Annotated in this window: 15 protein-coding genes; 6 read left to right on the forward strand and 9 right to left on the reverse strand. The window is 70.2% G+C overall.

The window, feature by feature from the left end:
• Window positions 1-87: 87 nt before the first annotated feature.
• The 4 genes from ACSBPG_RS20480 to ACSBPG_RS20495 all read right to left on the reverse strand — a co-directional run bounded on the left by ACSBPG_RS20480 (window position 88) and on the right by ACSBPG_RS20495 (window position 4,203).
• Window positions 88-1,248 carry an acyltransferase family protein gene (locus tag ACSBPG_RS20480; RefSeq protein WP_435539063.1) on the reverse strand — a complete coding sequence of 387 codons (1,161 nt, stop codon included), beginning with the start codon at window positions 1,246-1,248 and terminating at the stop codon, window positions 88-90.
• Window positions 1,249-1,534: 286 nt separating this feature from the next.
• Window positions 1,535-2,218, reverse strand: coding sequence for a DUF1344 domain-containing protein (locus ACSBPG_RS20485; RefSeq protein WP_435539064.1), 684 nt, complete (start codon window positions 2,216-2,218; stop codon window positions 1,535-1,537).
• A gap of 301 nt (window positions 2,219-2,519) precedes the next feature.
• Window positions 2,520-3,404, reverse strand: coding sequence for a PRC-barrel domain-containing protein (locus ACSBPG_RS20490; protein ID WP_435539065.1), 885 nt, complete (start codon window positions 3,402-3,404; stop codon window positions 2,520-2,522).
• A 151-nt stretch (window positions 3,405-3,555) separates the two neighbouring features.
• Complete coding sequence (locus ACSBPG_RS20495) at window positions 3,556-4,203, reverse strand: PRC-barrel domain-containing protein (RefSeq protein WP_435539066.1); 648 nt, start codon at window positions 4,201-4,203, stop codon at window positions 3,556-3,558.
• Between the two features lie 231 nt (window positions 4,204-4,434).
• Between ACSBPG_RS20495 and ACSBPG_RS20500 the strand changes: the two genes are divergently transcribed.
• From ACSBPG_RS20500 to ACSBPG_RS20525, 6 genes are all read left to right on the forward strand, one after another.
• Window positions 4,435-5,160 (forward strand): response regulator, encoded by a 726-nt coding sequence (locus tag ACSBPG_RS20500; RefSeq protein ID WP_435539067.1) that lies wholly within the window; start codon window positions 4,435-4,437, stop codon window positions 5,158-5,160.
• Window positions 5,157-6,503 (forward strand): ATP-binding protein, encoded by a 1,347-nt coding sequence (locus ACSBPG_RS20505; RefSeq protein ID WP_435539068.1) that lies wholly within the window; start codon window positions 5,157-5,159, stop codon window positions 6,501-6,503. The genes ACSBPG_RS20500 and ACSBPG_RS20505 overlap by 4 nt, the downstream gene beginning before the upstream one ends.
• Before the next feature lie 140 nt (window positions 6,504-6,643).
• Entirely contained in the window at window positions 6,644-8,002 is a 1,359-nt protein-coding gene (locus ACSBPG_RS20510; protein ID WP_435539069.1) for a sigma-70 family RNA polymerase sigma factor, read from the forward strand.
• Window positions 8,003-8,459: 457 nt separating this feature from the next.
• Window positions 8,460-9,017, forward strand: a complete 558-nt coding sequence (locus ACSBPG_RS20515; RefSeq protein ID WP_435539070.1) for a TetR/AcrR family transcriptional regulator — start codon at window positions 8,460-8,462, stop codon at window positions 9,015-9,017.
• 22 nt (window positions 9,018-9,039) lie between these two features.
• Complete coding sequence (locus ACSBPG_RS20520) at window positions 9,040-10,287, forward strand: MFS transporter (protein WP_435539071.1); 1,248 nt, start codon at window positions 9,040-9,042, stop codon at window positions 10,285-10,287.
• Window positions 10,284-11,222: an alpha/beta fold hydrolase gene (locus ACSBPG_RS20525; RefSeq protein ID WP_435539072.1), complete on the forward strand. Its 939-nt coding sequence runs from the start codon at window positions 10,284-10,286 to the stop codon at window positions 11,220-11,222. The genes ACSBPG_RS20520 and ACSBPG_RS20525 overlap by 4 nt, the downstream gene beginning before the upstream one ends.
• A gap of 20 nt (window positions 11,223-11,242) precedes the next feature.
• Here ACSBPG_RS20525 and ACSBPG_RS20530 read toward each other — a convergent pair whose 3' ends face one another.
• The 5 genes from ACSBPG_RS20530 to ACSBPG_RS20550 are packed head-to-tail and all read right to left on the reverse strand — an operon-like array spanning window position 11,243 to window position 16,714.
• On the reverse strand, window positions 11,243-11,989 hold the full coding sequence (locus ACSBPG_RS20530) for a maleate cis-trans isomerase family protein (protein WP_435539073.1): 747 nt from the start codon (window positions 11,987-11,989) through the stop codon (window positions 11,243-11,245).
• 15 nt (window positions 11,990-12,004) lie between these two features.
• Window positions 12,005-13,372, reverse strand: a complete 1,368-nt coding sequence (locus ACSBPG_RS20535) for an MFS transporter (protein WP_435539074.1) — start codon at window positions 13,370-13,372, stop codon at window positions 12,005-12,007.
• Window positions 13,369-14,523, reverse strand: coding sequence for an FAD-dependent monooxygenase (locus ACSBPG_RS20540; protein WP_435539075.1), 1,155 nt, complete (start codon window positions 14,521-14,523; stop codon window positions 13,369-13,371). The genes ACSBPG_RS20535 and ACSBPG_RS20540 overlap by 4 nt, the downstream gene beginning before the upstream one ends.
• Window positions 14,520-15,044 carry an acyl-CoA thioesterase gene (locus tag ACSBPG_RS20545; protein ID WP_435539076.1) on the reverse strand — a complete coding sequence of 175 codons (525 nt, stop codon included), beginning with the start codon at window positions 15,042-15,044 and terminating at the stop codon, window positions 14,520-14,522. Before ACSBPG_RS20545 ends, ACSBPG_RS20540 begins: the two co-directional genes overlap by 4 nt.
• Entirely contained in the window at window positions 15,041-16,714 is a 1,674-nt protein-coding gene (locus ACSBPG_RS20550; RefSeq protein WP_435539077.1) for an AMP-binding protein, read from the reverse strand. The genes ACSBPG_RS20545 and ACSBPG_RS20550 overlap by 4 nt, the downstream gene beginning before the upstream one ends.
• Window positions 16,715-16,720: the final 6 nt, after the last annotated feature.

Raw genomic sequence — 16,720 nt, forward strand, 5'->3', positions numbered from 1 at the left:
GCGGCGCGGGCCGGACGGGGAGCACGGCGCGCCTTCCTTTCCGGACCGGGAGGATGGGCGTCGGCGCCCAAACGAAATTCCGTGCCGTCAGGCTCCCTCTCCGGTTGAAGGCCGGCTGACCGGCGTTTCCGGTCCGAACACGCCGGCGTCCTTGTGCGGCCGTCGGACGTCCATGAGCCGCCGCAGATAGCGCCGCCCCGTCACTTCGACGTGGCGGTAACTCAGCCCGGCCAGCACCAGGGAGAGGATGACCATGGCCGCCAGGAGTACCAGCGACCAACCGCCGGACAACTCTTCACGGTCTCGGATGCCCAGTCCCTGCAGCAGCAACGTGGTGGTCGCGTACTGGACCAGGCCGTGGATCAGGTACAGGGAATAGGAGACGTCGCCGAGCCAGACCAGCGCTCGGCCGTTGAGCAGCGCAGCGACACGTCCCGTGTTGACGGTGAGCGCCAGGATCAACGCGGCAAGCAGCGCGACGAGGGCGACATCCGTGGCTCCGGCGTGCAGAAGCACGACGATGCCGGCGGCCAAGCCGATGGCCATCCCGTCACCGGCAAGAACGCCCGCCCGTCCGCTGCGGAAGGCGCTGTACAGCAGCGTGCCCAGGAGGAACTCCGGCAGGCAGCGCAACAGTGTCTGGGGTCCGTCCCATTGATTGAAGTCGTTCCATTCGGCGAGGTCCAGCCACGCGAGGACGGCGAACAGAACCCCGGCCAGCATCGTCTTGGCGGCCGGAGCCAGCCGCCAGATCCACGGCAGCAGGAACGGAAAGACCAGATAGGCCATGAACTCCAGGCTGATCGACCAAGCCGGGTAGTTCCAGCTGAGCGAGCCGGCATCCAGGCCCTGGAGCATGAACAGGTTCGCCAGCAGGGCTCCCAGCGACCGGCTGCCTTCCAGCGGGATCATCTCGAAGCTGCCGGTGGCGGCATACTCCATCGCCCGCGACCCCAGGGCGGTCGCGACAAACAGCACAAGGACGACCAGATGCAGGGGATAAAGCCGGGCGATGCGTGCCTTCAGGAAATCCCGGTACCCGCCGACCGTGCCCCTGCCGAACGATCCGCGATAGACGTGGGTCATCACGAATCCGCTCAACATGAAGAACAGGTCGACCGCCAAATAGCCCTTCTCCACCAGATGGGTGTAGGCCTCCGGATGGAGATTGGGAAAATACTGGAAGCTGTAGTGGTACAGGACCACCCACAGGGCGGCGATCCCGCGCACCGGGGTCAGGGACGGCAAATGCCCTCCAGCACCTCCGGCCTCCGCTTTCCGCGTGCTCGGTGGCATCGGATCCCTTGTGGCGCCGTCAGAAGATCAGCTTGAGCACGCCGGTCACCACCAGCAGTCCGATGATGAAGATGATGGCGACGATCCAACCCAGGATCTTCAGCATGATGGCTTTCCTTCGTTGCTCCGGAGTGGGATGGCGCCGGGGCCCCGCCGCCCCGCGCGCTGTCCCGGCCCGCCGACCGTTCGATCGGCGGGTGGAGCGGCGGCCCCGAGGACCGGCCGCCCCGTTTCGGCCTCAGTCCTTGTTCGAACCGGAAGCCGAGCCGCTGCCGGTCGTCGCGCCCGACGTCGAAGAGCCGCTGCCGGAACCCTCGATCACGGTCATGGCTTTCCGATCGCCGCCGTCGTTCCGGTAGGTGATGTCGACGTCGTCCCCCTCGTCGATGCCGCTGAGGCTGGCGACGTCGGACAGCGAGTAGCGGTCGCCGTTGTCGAGGGTGAGGGACTTGTTGTCCTTGTCGATCTTGTCGACCTTGCCCGACGCGGTGTGGGTCTCCGTCCCGCCGCCGGCGGTGCCGGACATGCCCTGCCCCGGCATGCCCGGCGACATGCCCTGCTGGCCCGAGCCCGAGTTCGGCCCGGCCGAGCCGGCGGTGCCGGCGGCGCCGGTCCCCGAGGACGAGTTCCCCGAGCTGCCGCCCGACGAGGCGCCATCCGAAAAACCGGGCCCGGAGGCGCCGACGTTCGGCGATCCATCCCGTTCGTCGAGCTGGCTGTCCGAGGTCGACGGCATCGACGACGTCGCGCCGGCCTGGCCGGACGGCGGCGTGCCCGGACCGGTGGATTGCTGGGCAAGCGCCACGGATGCGCTGCCGATCAGCAGGGCGGCGGCGAGAACGGGCAGTCGGTGGCTTTTCATGGAATCCTCCTTCGTTCTGGAATGAATGACCGGACGCTTCGGGAGCGGCTCCCCTGACACGTGAGCGTCCTGTCGCCATCTGCCGGCAATCGCACGGCGATCACGGCCGGCAGGCAATAAACAAACAAGTAAGACGGCGAGTTCCAAGTAAATATCTAAATATAACGTTGCGACACCGCAATATGACAGCGCAAAACGTTAAATTTATAGTGTCATTTTTGCTGAATTTCAGGCATAAAGCCGATTTGTTTGTGAGGATGTAGGCGTTCGTGCTTGTCAGGAAAACAAACGGCCCGCCCGGGCGACGAAGCTCCCTCCCGCGAAGAGGCCGCGGGAGGGAGCACGGCAACCGTCCGGCCGCTTAGTCCACGAGGCGGGTGTTGGGCCCCACCTCGGCCAGAGACTCGTCACCGTCGTACTCGGGCAACGCCTTGATCTCGTCCTCGGAGAGATCGACGATCAGGCGATCGTTGGCGTCGTCAAGGCGCGCCTGCTCCCACGGCACGATCCGGGCCTTTTCACCGATGCCCAGGAAGCCGCCCCACTCGATCACGGCGGCCTGGATCCGGCCCTCGCCGTCGACGATGAGGTTTTCGACGTCGCCCATGTCACGGCCGGCGGAGGTCACGACGTCGCGACCGATCAGGTCGCCGGGATTGGCGTCGTCATCGGTGCGCGCGGTCGCGGAGTCCGAACGGTCCGCCTCGGCACCGGTGCCCGTCCGGACGGTCTCGGCCCGGCTTCGGCCGTCGTGCTCCTCGCCGTCGACATCGGCACGGCCGGGCTGCCGGACCTGCACGTCGGGCTCGCCGGTCTGCTGCACCTCGACCTGCGCCTGGCCGGAGCGTTCGACCTCCACCTGGGGTTCGGGCTGCTGCACCGTCACTTCCGGACGGGGCTGCTCGACCGTCACCTCCGGGCGAGGCTGATCGACGTGGACGCTTGGCGACTTCTGCTCCACCTCGATGCGCGGCTCGGACTGGCGAACCTGGATCTCGGCGCGGTCGGCCTCGTCCGCGGCGCGCCCTGCCGCGTTCATGTCGGTACGGTCGGCGTCGCCCTGACGGCGCGGGTCGACGGTGCCGGCTCCGGGAGCCGGTTGGCCGGCCGTGCCCGACGGCTGATTCATCGGGCTTTGCTGGGCGGTGGGCTGCCCTGGCTGCTGCACCGTCTGCTGGGCGTCGGCGGTCGCGGAAAGCGCGACGCCGGTCCAGATGATCGTCGACATCAGAAGAAAGTTTCGCATTCCATCCTCCATTTTTAGGAATTTCGTCTTCGGTTGGGGACGCCGTGGGATCGGCCGATCCCCGAGGTGTCGGCGAGGCGTGCCCGCCCCGACCGCCGGCGTCAACGACGCCACGGGAGCCCCTGGGGGCGCGCCTCCGGGCGATGCGCCGTCACCGCGGATCGGCGGGGCCGGTGGGGTGATCGTCGGTGCCCGCCTGCCGATCGCGGTTCAGCGAGGCCATGCTGTCGTCGTACTGGAACTCGGGCATGCCCTTGACCTGGTCACGCGTCAGGCCGGAGGCGTACAGATCGTCGCTGTCGGAGCGGGTCTCGATCTGCGCAAAGTCGATGGCGACCTGCTTCTCACCGATGCCGAGAAGGCCGCCGCGCGACAGAACGATCCGCTGGGCCTGACCATCGGGGGCGAGGATCACGTCCTCTACCTCGCCGAGCGTCTCGTCGTTGCCGTCCACCACGGTCTTGCCCACCAGCTCGTCGACGCTGGCGATACCCCTGGGGGCACCGGCCGCCGGTGCATCCGGCTTGACGGGCGGCGCGCCGGACAACAGGGTGGCCCCGCCATCGTCCCGGGTCGTTGCATCCGCCCCGGTGCCGCGGTCGTCTCCGATCTCCATGCGGTTCGAAGCGCCGTCCGCGCGCCGTACCTCGCGCTCCGCGTCGGAGGACGGCATCGACGCCGGCGGCTGGCCGACTGTCGCGTCGGCTGCGCCGGTGGCGTCACCGGCAAGAGGCTGGGCCGCGGCCGGTCCGGCCATCAGGACGATTGCGGACATGGCGCCGAGAAGGTCCCTGCGCATGGTTGTCCTCCTTCCTTGATCGAGCGACGGAACGCCCCTGCCGCCGTGGCGCCGGGCGTCCCCTCTCACCCGGACCGACCCCCGACCCCCGTCTCCGGCTCCCTGCGAATGAGGGGTAGCGACGCTCGGCACGGGTGGTTGGACACGCGCGATCACCGTCCCGGAACCTATGCGGCCCTGGCGCTTTGTTCGTTGGCAGGGACCATTCCATCCGCGCAGTCCGACACGCCCATGAACGCCACGCCCCACATTCTGATCGTCGACGATCATTCGGAAATCCGCGATCTCCTCGGACGGTTCCTGCGTCAGCACGGCTTCCGGGCCACCGGCGTGCCCGATGGCACCGCCATGCGCGAGGCGCTGGCCGGCGCCGCCGTCGATCTCGTTGTCCTCGACCTCATGCTGCCGGGCGAGAGCGGCCTCACGCTGTGCCGGGAGATTCGCGGTGCCTCGTCCGTGCCCATCATCATGCTCACGGCCATGGGGGAGGAGACGGACCGCATCGTCGGCCTCGAGGTCGGCGCCGACGACTACGTCTCGAAGCCCTTCAATGCACGGGAACTGCTGGCGCGCATTCGCGCGGTGCTGCGGCGGGTTTCGGCCCCGGCCCATGGAACGCAGGGAACGCGCCCGGCCGGGAACGTCCTGACCTTCGAAGGGTGGTCCCTCGATCTGGTCCGCCGGGAACTCATCTCGCGTTCCGGGATCATCATCGACCTGACGACGGGGGAATACGACCTCCTCCTCGCCTTCGCCGAGAACCCGCAGGCGGTGCTGAGCCGGGAGAGGCTGCTCGAGCTCTCCCACAACAAGGTGTTCACCTCCTACGATCGCAGCGTCGACGTCCAGATCAGCCGGCTGAGGCGCAAGATCCACGACGAGGATCGGGTAAATCCGCTGATCAAGACCATCCGTGGCGTCGGATACATGTTCACCGCTGCGGTGGATCGGCCGTGAACCGCCTGCTCCCGGACACGCTTGTCGGTCGGGCGGTCACCATCATCTTCATCGCCCTGGCGGCGTCCCAAGTCATCAGCTGGCTGGTCTATCGGGCCAGCGTTCCGGACTACGTCGGGGTGAACGGACAGGCCGTTCTCGCCGAGCGGCTCGCCTCCATCCGGCAGAGCGTGGCGGCGGCGGCGCGCGAACACCGTCAGAGCGAGGCCTATTCTCTCTCCGGTCGGATCGTTCGAGCGCAGTGGAGCATCGCTCCGTTCGTCGCCGCGACCAGCGACGACGACGACACGCTGGCCGAGTTCGAGGAGCGCCTGCGCACGTTGCAGCCAGAGCTTGCCGGCGTCGCCCTGCACGCCGCGTATGCCGGCGGAAAAGACAGGCCGCCGCGCAACGCCATGGAGCACGTCGTCCTCGTGTCGAGCCGCCTGGAGGACGGAAGCTGGGTCAACTTCGTCATCATCGCCCCCGACCGCTGGAGTGCGCTCAGTCCCCGTTTCATCGCCGCCGCGCTGATCATGAGCGGTGCGACCATTCTGGCGTCGGTGGTCCTGGCGCGAGCGCTGACGCGTCCATTCCAGGCACTTGAGCAGGCCAGCGCCCGCCTCGGCACCGACGTCTCCGCCCCCACGCTGCCGGTCCACGGCCCCCGGGAGATCCGCCACACCACCGAGGCCTTCAATGAGATGCAAGGGCGCATCCGCCGGCTGATCGCCGACCGGACCAACATGCTGGGCGCCATCAGCCACGACCTTCGCAATCCCATCACGACGCTGCGCCTGCGCGCCGAGTTCGTCCAGGACGACGAGTTGCGGGACCGCATCATGGCCGACCTGGACGAGATGGAGGCCATGGTGTCCGCCACCCTGGCCTTCATCCGCGACGATCGCAGGGAGGAGGAGTCGCGCGACGCGGATGTCGCGTCGATCATCGAGTCCGTGTGCGACACCATGGCCGACACGGGGAAGGACGTTCGGTTCGACGGCATACTTTACGCGCCCCTTCGGTGCCGGCCGCTGTCGCTGCGCCGCGCCGTCCGCAACGTCGTCGAGAATGCCGTCGCCTACGGGGAGCGCGCGCACGTCGTTATCGTCGACGGTGCGGCCGGCTACCGCATCGACGTCGACGACGACGGGCCGGGGGTGCCGGAAGCCGATTGGGAGAAGATCTTCGAGCCGTTCTACCGCCGTGACGGCTCGCGCAGCCGGCAAACCGGCGGATTCGGGCTGGGGCTGACCGTCGCCCGCTCCATCGTCCGGGCCCATGGCGGGGACATAACGCTCGCCAACCGCCGCGCCGGCGGTCTGACCGTCACCATCCATCTGCCCAAGGCACCCGGCGCCTGAACCGGTCCGGGCGACCCGGCGGACGGCAATTTTGCCGTCCGGTTTCCGGTCTGTTACGAGATGTTTCAGACGGCCATGGCCGCGCAACGGCCGCGCCGCTCCCCCGTTTCAGCCGGGTATCCCGTCGCCGGACCGTTCCGATGGCCACCGCCGAGAGCAACGCGCGGCGGCCGGTGCGGACGCTCCGCCGCAACGATGGCGGCGGTTGCCGAACACTCGAGGAGCACACGATGACGTTCGATTTCGAACGGGGACTCGTCGCCTGCATGCCCGATCTCCAGCGCTACGCGCGGCATCTGGCGCGCGATGCGGCGCGGGCCGAGGATCTCGTCCAGGACTGCATGGAGCGCGCGCTGCGGCACCGCCAGCACTTCGCCGCCGGCACCAACCTCCGGGCGTGGCTCTGCACGATCCTCAAGAATCTGCATCTCAACAGCGTGCGGCACGCCCGGCGCGTCGTCGACACGCCCCTGGCCGACGATCTGGTGGTCGCCGCGCCGGCGCAAGAATGGCAGGTATCACTGCGGGAAGCCGGTGAGGCCTTCGCCCGGTTGTCGCCCGCACACCGCCAGGTCATGCGGATGATGGCGATCGAGGGACGCGGCTATCATGAAACGGCGGCACGCCTCCGGGTGCCGGTCGGCACGGTGCGGTCGCGATTGGCGCGGGCTCGCGACCAGTTGCGCGCCGCGGCAATGCGCCGGACCGGTGTGGCGCGCCAGCCCGGTCCGCAGCCGCAGCAAGTCGTGCGTCCGGTGCCACCAAGGCGGGCGCCGGAATCCGAACCCGCAACGAGCCGCGGTGGCCGCGCCCGCGCGCCCGCGCCGTCGCGCGGACCGGCTCCCCGCCATGCGCCGACGGCCGCCACGCATGGCGTCCCGGGACGCCATGCTGCCGGCGCCGGGCGTCTCCATCTCGCGTGCGCCTTCCTGGCGGGAGCGTTCGCCGCGTGTTTCGCGCACCCGGCAATGACGCAGGACCTCACGACCGTCGGTCCACGGGACAGCGGATTTTCCCTGGTGGTGGCGGGCGCCGCCGCGAACGTGGGGCCGCGGGCCCTGACCCGGGCCGTGGCGGATGCGCTGCCAGCCGGGCTGCTGGACCGGCGCCTCAACTTCACCCGCCACGCGACCTACGATCCTCAGGCGCCCTACCGCATCGTCTTTCTGTTCCACGACGCGGACCGGTCCTTCGATCGGGATCTTTGCCGCGATTCCGGGGCGCTGACCGGCGCGACCAGGCAGGCCAAGCCGGATTTCCGTGGGCTGATGTCGACCGTGGCTCTGAAAGCGGCCTTCTGCCGCGGCAGCGCGACCCTCGCCACCGCCGCAAACCGGTCGATCGGGCGTGTCCAGCCGACCGACGCGTCGTTCCGCTTCCTGGTGGCCGACACGGCGAAGGACCTCTTTCCGGACGGCTTTGCCCGTCTGCCCCGCTCGGGCCAGGCCGACGGGACGGCGGTATCCGGCGTGCGGCCTGCGGACGGTCCCCGTCGCTAGAGCGGGATCACTCCAGGTGGAATCACCTGGAGTTTAGAGCAAGATTCACGCTTTTGGCCGATCCGGCCAAAAGCGTGAATCTTGCTCTAGGACCGAGACAGGCTCCCAGACGCAACCATCCCATCTGTGCCCCGACGGCCTGTCGCCGCGGTTCGGAACCGACGGACGCAACAGGCGGGCCGCAACGCCTTCCGCTTTGCGGGCGCGTCCTGGAGGTCACGGCGTTCGTCACGACGAAGGCGACGGCCGCTTGACGGCCCCCAGGCCGTGTCGGCGGCGGCCGGGAGCCCGCAGGGCCACGCGCTTCTGCGCGTCTGCTCCGTCCTCGGGCCGGGAAGGCCGTGGTCCCGGCGCTTGCGCATCCGCGCCGACAGCGGGGTTGATTAGGGAGTGATCGTTCCCTATACTCCGGCTCATGACCGAACCGAAAGCAGTTGGCCGTCCCCGCAGCTTCGCGATGGACGACGTCATGGACGCCGCGATCTCCGTGTTCCGGCGACGGGGGTTCCATGGCGCTTCGCTGTCCGATCTCGGACAGGCCATGGGGCTTTCCCCGGGCAGCATCTACAAAGCCTTTGCCGACAAGCGTGCGATTTTCCGTGCGGCGCTGGACCGTTACATCACGCTGCGCGCCACGGAGCTCCGGGCGAAGCTCGACCGGCAGCCGGATGGGCTCGCCAGAATCAGGGCGTTCCTCGACCACTACGTGGTTTCGGCGACGGGCCTGGAAGGGCGCGCGGGCTGCATGGTCATCAACGCTGCCGTGGACGCCTCCAGCGAGGCCGACGCGGCGGCGCGGGCGGCCTCCTCGCTGTCCGACCTCGAATCGCTTCTGGCCGGCCTGATCAGAGAGGGAAAGCGCGACGGATCGATCCGGCCGGACCTCGACGATGCGGCAACCGCGCGAATGATCCTATCCCTGGTCCAGGGGTTCCGCGTCGTCGGCAAGCTCGGACGGGAGCGCGCGGACCTCGAGCCCGCCGCCGAACAACTCATCCTTCTGCTGCAGCGCTGACAACGCCTGGAGGCGATGCGTCATGGATTCCGTGCGCCATAATATTGAGCGATCATTCCCGAATTCGGGAGCCGGTGCGGCGCCGGGCCGTGTGCCGACCCTGCTGCTGGCGACGGCGTGCGGTGTCGTGGCGGCCAACATCTACTATCTTCAGCCGCTCGCCGCGCTGGTGGCCACGTCGACCGGCATGGCGAAGGGCGCGTCCGGCCTGATCGCGACGATGACGCAGATCGGCTACGGCGTCGGGCTGGTCCTCGTCGTGCCGCTGGGCGATCTCGTCGAGAATCGGCGCCTGGTCCTTTCGGTGCTGGGTGTCGCGGTCGCCGCGCTGCTGGCCGCCGGTGCGTCCACGAACGCGGCGATGTTGCTTCCCGCCGCGCTGCTGGTCGGGCTCGGCGCCGTCGCCGTCCAGCTCATCGTCGTCTACGCCGCCCATCTCGCCGCGAAGGAGCAGCAAGGCCGCGTCATCGGCATGGTGACCTCCGGCCTCATGCTCGGCATCACGTTCGCGCGCCCCGCCGCCGGCGTCGTTGCGCAGGTCTCCTCCTGGCGGACGATGATGGTCGTCGCCGCGGCCCTCACCGCAGCGATCGCTCTGCGCCTCATGGTCGCTCTGCCAAGAAGGCACCGCCCCTCTTCCGAGACCTACGCCGGCATGATGGCGCGCTTGCCGGGGCTGTTCCTGCACAGTCGGGTGATCCGCTGGCGCACATTCGTGCACGCCAATCTGTTCTTCGGCTTTGCCGCCTTCTGGACGGTCGTGCCGCTGGTCCTGCGCGATCGGTTCCATCTCTCGGAAGGCGGCATCGCCCTCTATTCGCTGACCGGCTTCGCCAGCGTGCTCGCCGCACCGGTCGCCGGATGGGCGGCCGATCGCACGCTCAACCGGTCGGGCACGGCGACCGCCGTGCTCGGCGTCGCCGCAGGCTTCGCCCTGGCGATCGCGGCGGCGGCCGGCTGGAGCGGCGTGGCGCTGCTCGTCGCCGCAGCCATCCTCATCGGAGCCGGCGTAACGGCCCACGCCGTCTTCGCGCAGCGCGACGTGTTCGCCCTGGACCCTGGCGTCCGGGCGCGTCTCAACGGGCTGTTCATGGCGGCCTACTTCTCGGCCGGGGCGCTCGGCTCGGCGGCCGCCTCCTGGGCCTATGTGGCCTGGGGCTGGCGTGCCGCCTGCACGCTCGGCCTCGCCGCCTCGGCGGTCGCACTGATCCGCCTCCTCTTTCCGGCCCCGGCCTCCCCGTCCCAGTTCCCCAAGGAGCATCGGTCATGACCATCGAGACATCCACCCTCGTCGACAGCGAACCGGCGTCGCGTGCCGATCCGGCGTTGCCGGGCTTCCATCACGGCTTCCGCACGATCGACGGGTTGCGGCTGCATTACGTGTCGGGCGGCGATCCCGCCAAGCCGACGCTCGTCCTGCTGGCGGGCTTCCCACAGAGCTGGTTCGCCTGGCGTCACGTCATGGCGCTGCTGGCGGACCGCTTCCACATCATCGCGCCCGATCTTCCCGGGCAGGGCGATTCCGACCGCCCGCATGACGGCTACGACACGCGCACCGTGGCCACCCGCGTTCATGCCCTGCTGGAGGCGCTGGGACAGCGTCGTTACGCCCTTGCCGGGCACGACGTCGGCGCCTGGGTCGCCTACCCCCTTGCGGCGCTCCATCCGGACGCCGTCGAACGACTTGCGCTCCTCGATGCCGGCATCCCCGGCATCACGCTGCCCGAGGCGCTTCCCACGGCTCCCGACCGGGCGTGGCGAACCTGGCATTTCTCGTTCCACATGATCCCCGACCTGCCGGAAATGCTGATCACGGGGCGTGAGCGCGCGTATCTCGACTGGTTTCTCCGGCGGAAGACGGCAAACCCGGAGACCTTCTCCGATGCGACGATCGACGAGTATCTGCGTGTCTTCGTGAAGGACGGCGGACTGAGGGCGGGTCTGGCCTTCTATCGCGCGACGACGGTTTCGGCCGGGCAGAACCGGGCGCTCAGCCATGGCGGCAAGCTGCCGATGCCCGTCCTGGCGGTCGGTGCCGATCAGGGCTCGATCGCGGACATGGCCGGTCCCCTGCGCACCTTCGCGGAAACCGTCCACGGCCGGACGATGTCGTTCTGCGGACACTTCATACCCGAAGAGCAGCCGGCCGCGTTGGCGCGGGAGCTGGCGAGCTTCTTCGCGGGCGGCGGCGGGGCGGGTCGATGAGCGCGACGCCGCCCGCCCCCTCACCCCGCCAGCAGCGCCCCCGCCCCCGGCACCACCGGCGCCAGGCCCAGGCGGTCGAGCATGCCGCGCACGGTGCAGACCGCGGTCGACACCGTCGGGATGCCCAGCATCTCCTCGATCACCGGCAGGGCGGACAGGGACGGCATCTGCACGCAGGCCGAGGCCACCACCACGTCCGCCCCCCTGGTGTCCAGGCCGCGCACGTCCTCCACCAGCCGCAGGGGATCGCGCCGCCCGACCTCCAGGTTGTCGGGGATGCCGAAGCCGCGCCAGTCGATCACCTCGATGCCCTCGGCCTCGATGTAGGCGACCACCAGCTCCGTCAGCTCGCGGGTGTAGGGCGCCATCAGCGCGATGCGCCGGGCGCCCAGCGCGTTCAGCCCCTCCACCAGGGCGCCGGCCGAGGTCATCACCGGTGCCTCGCAGCGGTTGGCGCGGGCCACCTCGGTCAGCTCGCGGGTCACCGTGCGGTGGTGGCCGGTGCCCATGGCCATGATGGCGACGAGGCAGGCCGTGCTCATCACGTCGACCCGGGCGTCGGCCAGCTCGGCGGCGCAGCGCAGGCCCTCGCGGTTCATCGCCTCCAGCTCCTCCCTGACCACCCGGTGCATGCGCATGCGGCTGGAGTGGAAGGTGAAGCGCTCCGGCCGCACCGCCTCGCGGGCGCGCAGCATGGCCGGGATCTCGGTCTCCATGGTGGTGTTGGAGCTGGGCACGATCTGCCCGATGCGGTAGGTGCGGCTCATGGGATCGGGCCCTCCTCAGGCGCGGGATTGGGCGGGCTGCGGCACCGCGCCCACGGCACCACCCACCGTGTGCGGCAGGCGGCCGAGCAGCCACAGCAGAAGGTTGCAGGCGAGCGCCACCAGGCAGGGCAGTGCCGCCACCAGCAGCAGGTCGGCGGTCGTCCACTCCAGGCGCATCAGCTCGCCGCCGATCACCGGCCCGAAGATGGAGCCGAGCCGGCCGATGCCGAGCGCCCAGCCGGCGCCGGTGGAGCGCACCGCGGTGGGGTAGAAGGCCGCCGCCAGCGCGTTCAGCGCCGACTGGCCGCCGAGGATGCAGAACCCCGCCACGGCGATGACCGCGCCGGCCGTGACCAGGGAGCCCGCCACCTGGCCGATCAGCGCCACCCCCAGCGCCCCGGCCACCAGGTTGACGGCGAGCGTGGGACCGAAGCCGTGGCGGTCGACCAGCCAGCCCAGCAGCAGGTTGCCGACCAGCCCGCCGACCCAGAACACCGTGCCCACCAGCACCGCGGCCGAGGTGGCGTGGCCGGCCTCCGTCATGATCACCGGCAGCCAGTTGGCCAGGAAATAGGCGGCCAGCAGGTTCATGAAGTTGATCAGCCACAGCAGCAGCGTGCCCACCGCCATGCCGCCGCGGAACAGCTCCAGGATCGACGCACCGCCCCCGCCGCGCTCGGCCGCGGTGACGTCGGCGTCGGCGGCCAGCTTCAGGCCGGGGTCGATGCGGGCGAGGCAGGAGCGCACCCAGGCGAGCCGCCGCCCCTTCACCGCCAGGTACTGGATCGATTCCGGCAGCAGCGCCAGCATGGCGACCCCCAGCAGCAGCGGGGCCGCGGCGCCGACCACGAACACCGATTCCCAGCCATAGCTGGGGATCAGCGCTCCGGCGATGGCGCCGCCCACCGCACCACCGAGGATGAAGCCGGAGGAGGCCACCATCATCAGCGTGATGCGCAGCCGCGCCGGGCTGAACTCGCCGGCCAGCGCCACCGCGTTGGGGACGATCGCCCCCATGCACAGGCCGGTCAGGAAGCGCAGCCAGCGCAGCTCCTCCACGCTGGTGGCCCAGGCCGTCGCCAGGCTGGTGGCGGCCAGGCACAGCATGGCCGCCACCAGCACCGGGCGCCGGCCGACGCGGTCGGCGAGCGTGCCGAGCGCCAGGGCGCCGAGCGTCATGCCCAGCAACGCTGCGCCGAACACCGGGCCCAGCACCGCCTTCTCGATGCCCCAGTCCTTGATGAGGGCCGGGGCCACGTAGCCCATGGCCTGGACGTCGAAGCCGTCGACGATCATGCACAGGGTGCACAGCGCGATGACCCGAAGCTGCAGCCCGCCCAGCCGGCTGTTGGCGATGATTTGGGAAACGTTGACCGCGCTCATGCTGTCCTCCCCAGGACGGTGTTTTGGTTCAGCGCTTCGTAGGCGGCGGTGAAGTGCGGGTCGCGCTGGCGCAGGTCCTCGTGGCTGACCTGCCCGGTGCGCCGCATGTAGTCGTAGGCGAAGCCGACGGGATCGAGGTGAAGCTTGCCGGCCACCGTCTCGTACCAGTCGAGGCTGCGTGCCGCCGCCCCCTGGAAGCTGGAGGAGGAGCGGCGCCGCTGCGCCTCGAAGGCGGCGAAGGCGGCCGGCAGGTCGCCGGGGTGCTCGGCCAGGCCGCGGTGCAGGGCGATGGCGTCCTGCATGGCCATGCGGGTGCCCGAGCCCAGCGAGAAATGCACCGTGCGCAGGGCGTCGCCCAGCAGCACCACGTTGGCGTGGTGCCAGCGCTCGTTGCGCACGATGTTCGCCTCGAACCAGTGGGAGCGGTTGGTCAGCAGCGGGTTGCTGCCGAGGTCGGCGGCGAACACCTCGGCGCAGGCCGCCGCACTCGCCGCCTCGTCGAGACGCTCGAAGCCGGCGCGCCGCCAGGTCTCGGGGTCGACCTCCACCAGGAAGGTGCTGAACTCCGGGCTGTACTGGTAGCTGTGGGCGATGAAGACGCCCGCCTCGGTGCGGCGGAAGATCAGCGAGACCGGGTGGAAGCGCTGGCGCGTGCCGTACCAGGCGAACTTGTTGCGCCGCCGCTCGAAGCTGGGCCGGAAGTGCGCGGCGTAGTGGCGGCGCACCACGCTGTTGGCGCCGTCGGCGCCGACCAGCAGATCGGCCCCGGCCGCCAGGGCGTCGACGTCGTCGATGCGCGCGCCGTAGCGCACGCTGACGCCGGCCCGCTGGCAGGCCCGCTGCAGCACCTCCAGCATGGCGATGCGCGAGGTGCGGGAGAAGTGGTTGCCGTGGATCTGCACGCGGGTGTCGCGGTGCACGATCTCCATGTAGTCGCAGCGCTCGTGGCCGGCGGTGAACTCGGCGAAGAACTCGGGGTCCGCCTCCTTCAGGAAGGACAGGCCGACGTCGGAGAACACCACGCCCCAGCCGTAGGTGGCGCCGCGCGGATTCTGCTCCCACACCTCGATCGCGTGGTCGGGATCGTGCTTCTTGGCGAGCAGCGCGAAATAGAGGCCGGCCGGCCCGCCGCCGATGACGGTGATCTTCATGGAGGGTCTCCTGCCGCGCAGGCGTCGCGGTAGCGCTCGAGCGCCTGGCGGAACGCGGGGGGAATGGCGATGGCGCGGCGCTCGCCGCGGGCGACGCACACCGGCGTCAGGCGGGCCAGGAAGGCGACCGCGCCGTCCAGGGTGCGGGCGCAGACCTCCAGCACGTAGGTGCGGGTGCGGATGTCGGCGACGCGCACCGTCATCTCGAACTCGTCGTCGGGGCGCAGCGACACCCGGAAGTCGAAGTCGAGCGCCCGGGTCGGCGTGCCGAAGCCCTGCTGGTCCTTGGCCCGCTGCGGGGTGGTGGCGAACAGGCTGCCGTAGAACAGCTCGGCCGCCGAGATGACGTACTCGGAGAAGGCGACGGTGTAGACGACGCCGGCGGGATCGCACTCGCCCCACTTCACGCGCCGGCGGATCACCAGCGGCGCCGTGCCGACGATCCATTCGGTCGCAATCTGGCCGGTCGCAATCTGGCCGGGCGCAGTCAGGCCGGTCGCAGTCAGGCCGGGCGCGGTCATGGCGCACCCGCCGTGGCGGCCTCGGCCGCCAGCTTGTCGGCCACCAGGCGCTTCAGCGCCGGCTTGTCCAGCTTGCCGACGCGGGTCAGCGGGAACTCGTCGATCACCTCGACGCGCTCCGGGCACTTGTACTTGGCGAGCCCGCAGCCGGTGAGGAAATCGGCCAGCTCCCCCACGTCGGGCGGTGGCCGGCCGGGGCGGGTGACGATGAAGACGCAGGCCTTCTCGCCGTAGAGCGGGTCCGGCATGGCGACCAGCTTGGCGTCGGCGACGCTGGGATGACGGCTGACGTAAGCCTCCACCTCCTCGCAGCCGATCTTCTCGCCGCCGCGGTTGATGTTGTCGCGCAGGCGCCCCTCGAAGGCGTAGCAGAGCCGGCCGTCGATGCGGTGCGCCGTCATGATGTCGCCGGTGCGGTAGAAGCCGTCGGCGGTGAAGGCGGCGGCGTTGGCCGCCGGGTTGCCGACGTAGCCGGTCAGGCTGGAGGGGCCGCGGAAGCACAGCTCGCCCATCTGGCCGAGCGGCACCTCCCGCTCGGAGCCCGGCTCCAGCAGGCGGATCTCGTCGTGGGGGCAGCCGGAGGCCCCTTGCGTGCGGTGGCGCCGCTCCGCCGGCGCGTCGGGCCCGGAGCCGAGCAGCAGCCCCTCGGTGATGCCGAACAGGTTGGAGCAGGGGACGCCGAGGTGCTCCTCCAGCTTGTCGGCGCGGCTCATGGTGGCGAACAGGCGCAGCGACGACAGGTCGTGGCGGGCGATGCCGGTGTAGCCCATGAGCTGCGGGGCGATGGGGCCGACCGACAGGGCGTGGGTGACCCGCTGCTCCTCGACCAGCTCCAGCATGCGCACGATGTCGACCCGCGGCATCATGACCATGGTCGGGCCGCCCAGGATCATCGGCACCAGGGCGTAGACCTGGGCGGCGTTGTGCAGGATGGGCAGCGACCACAGGATGCGGCTGTCGGCGGTCATGCCGTAGAGCCCCATGAGGTGGCGCACGTGGCCGAGATACTCCGCGTGGAAGCGCGGGATGATCTTGGGCAGGCCGGTGGTGCCGCCGGAGAGCTGGAAGACCATCACGTCCTCCGGCCCCAGGGGCAAGCCGGCCAGGCGGCGCCGCGCCGCCTCCGGCGTCGTGCCGGCGACCAGGTCGTCGAGCGCCGCCCCGGGGCCGGCGTTCCCGCGCGCCACCACCAGGTGGGCCAGCGCGGGGTGGCGCTCCATCATCGCCGCGGCGAAGCCGACGAGGTCGAAGCGGCCGACGTCGGCCTGGACGAAATAGCCGCGCGCCCCGCTCTGGCGGGCCAGCTCGCCGATCTCCACCTCGCGGTGCTGCGGCAGGGTGCACACCGGGACGACGCCGGCCTTGAAGCAGGCGATCAGCGCGACGACCGTCTCCACGGTCGTGCCCATCTGGAACAGGGCGCGATCGCCCGTGGCGAGGCCCAGGTCCAGCAGGGCCGCCGCCAGCCGGTCGGTGGTGGCGTCCAGCTCGGCGAAGGTGATGGTCCGTTCGTCGCTGACCACCGCCGGCTTGTCAGGATGGCGCGCCGCGGTGGCGCGCAGCGCGTCGCCCAGGGTCGCGCGCACCCAGCCGCCGTTGGCGTACCAGCGCTCGGCCTCCGCGGCCGGACGGTAGGCGACCCCGTCGATGGGGCTCAGGATTCTTGTCATTGGTCT

The sequence above is a fragment of the Azospirillum sp. ST 5-10 genome (genome assembly GCF_051225715.1).
Lineage (GTDB): Bacteria > Pseudomonadota > Alphaproteobacteria > Azospirillales > Azospirillaceae > Azospirillum.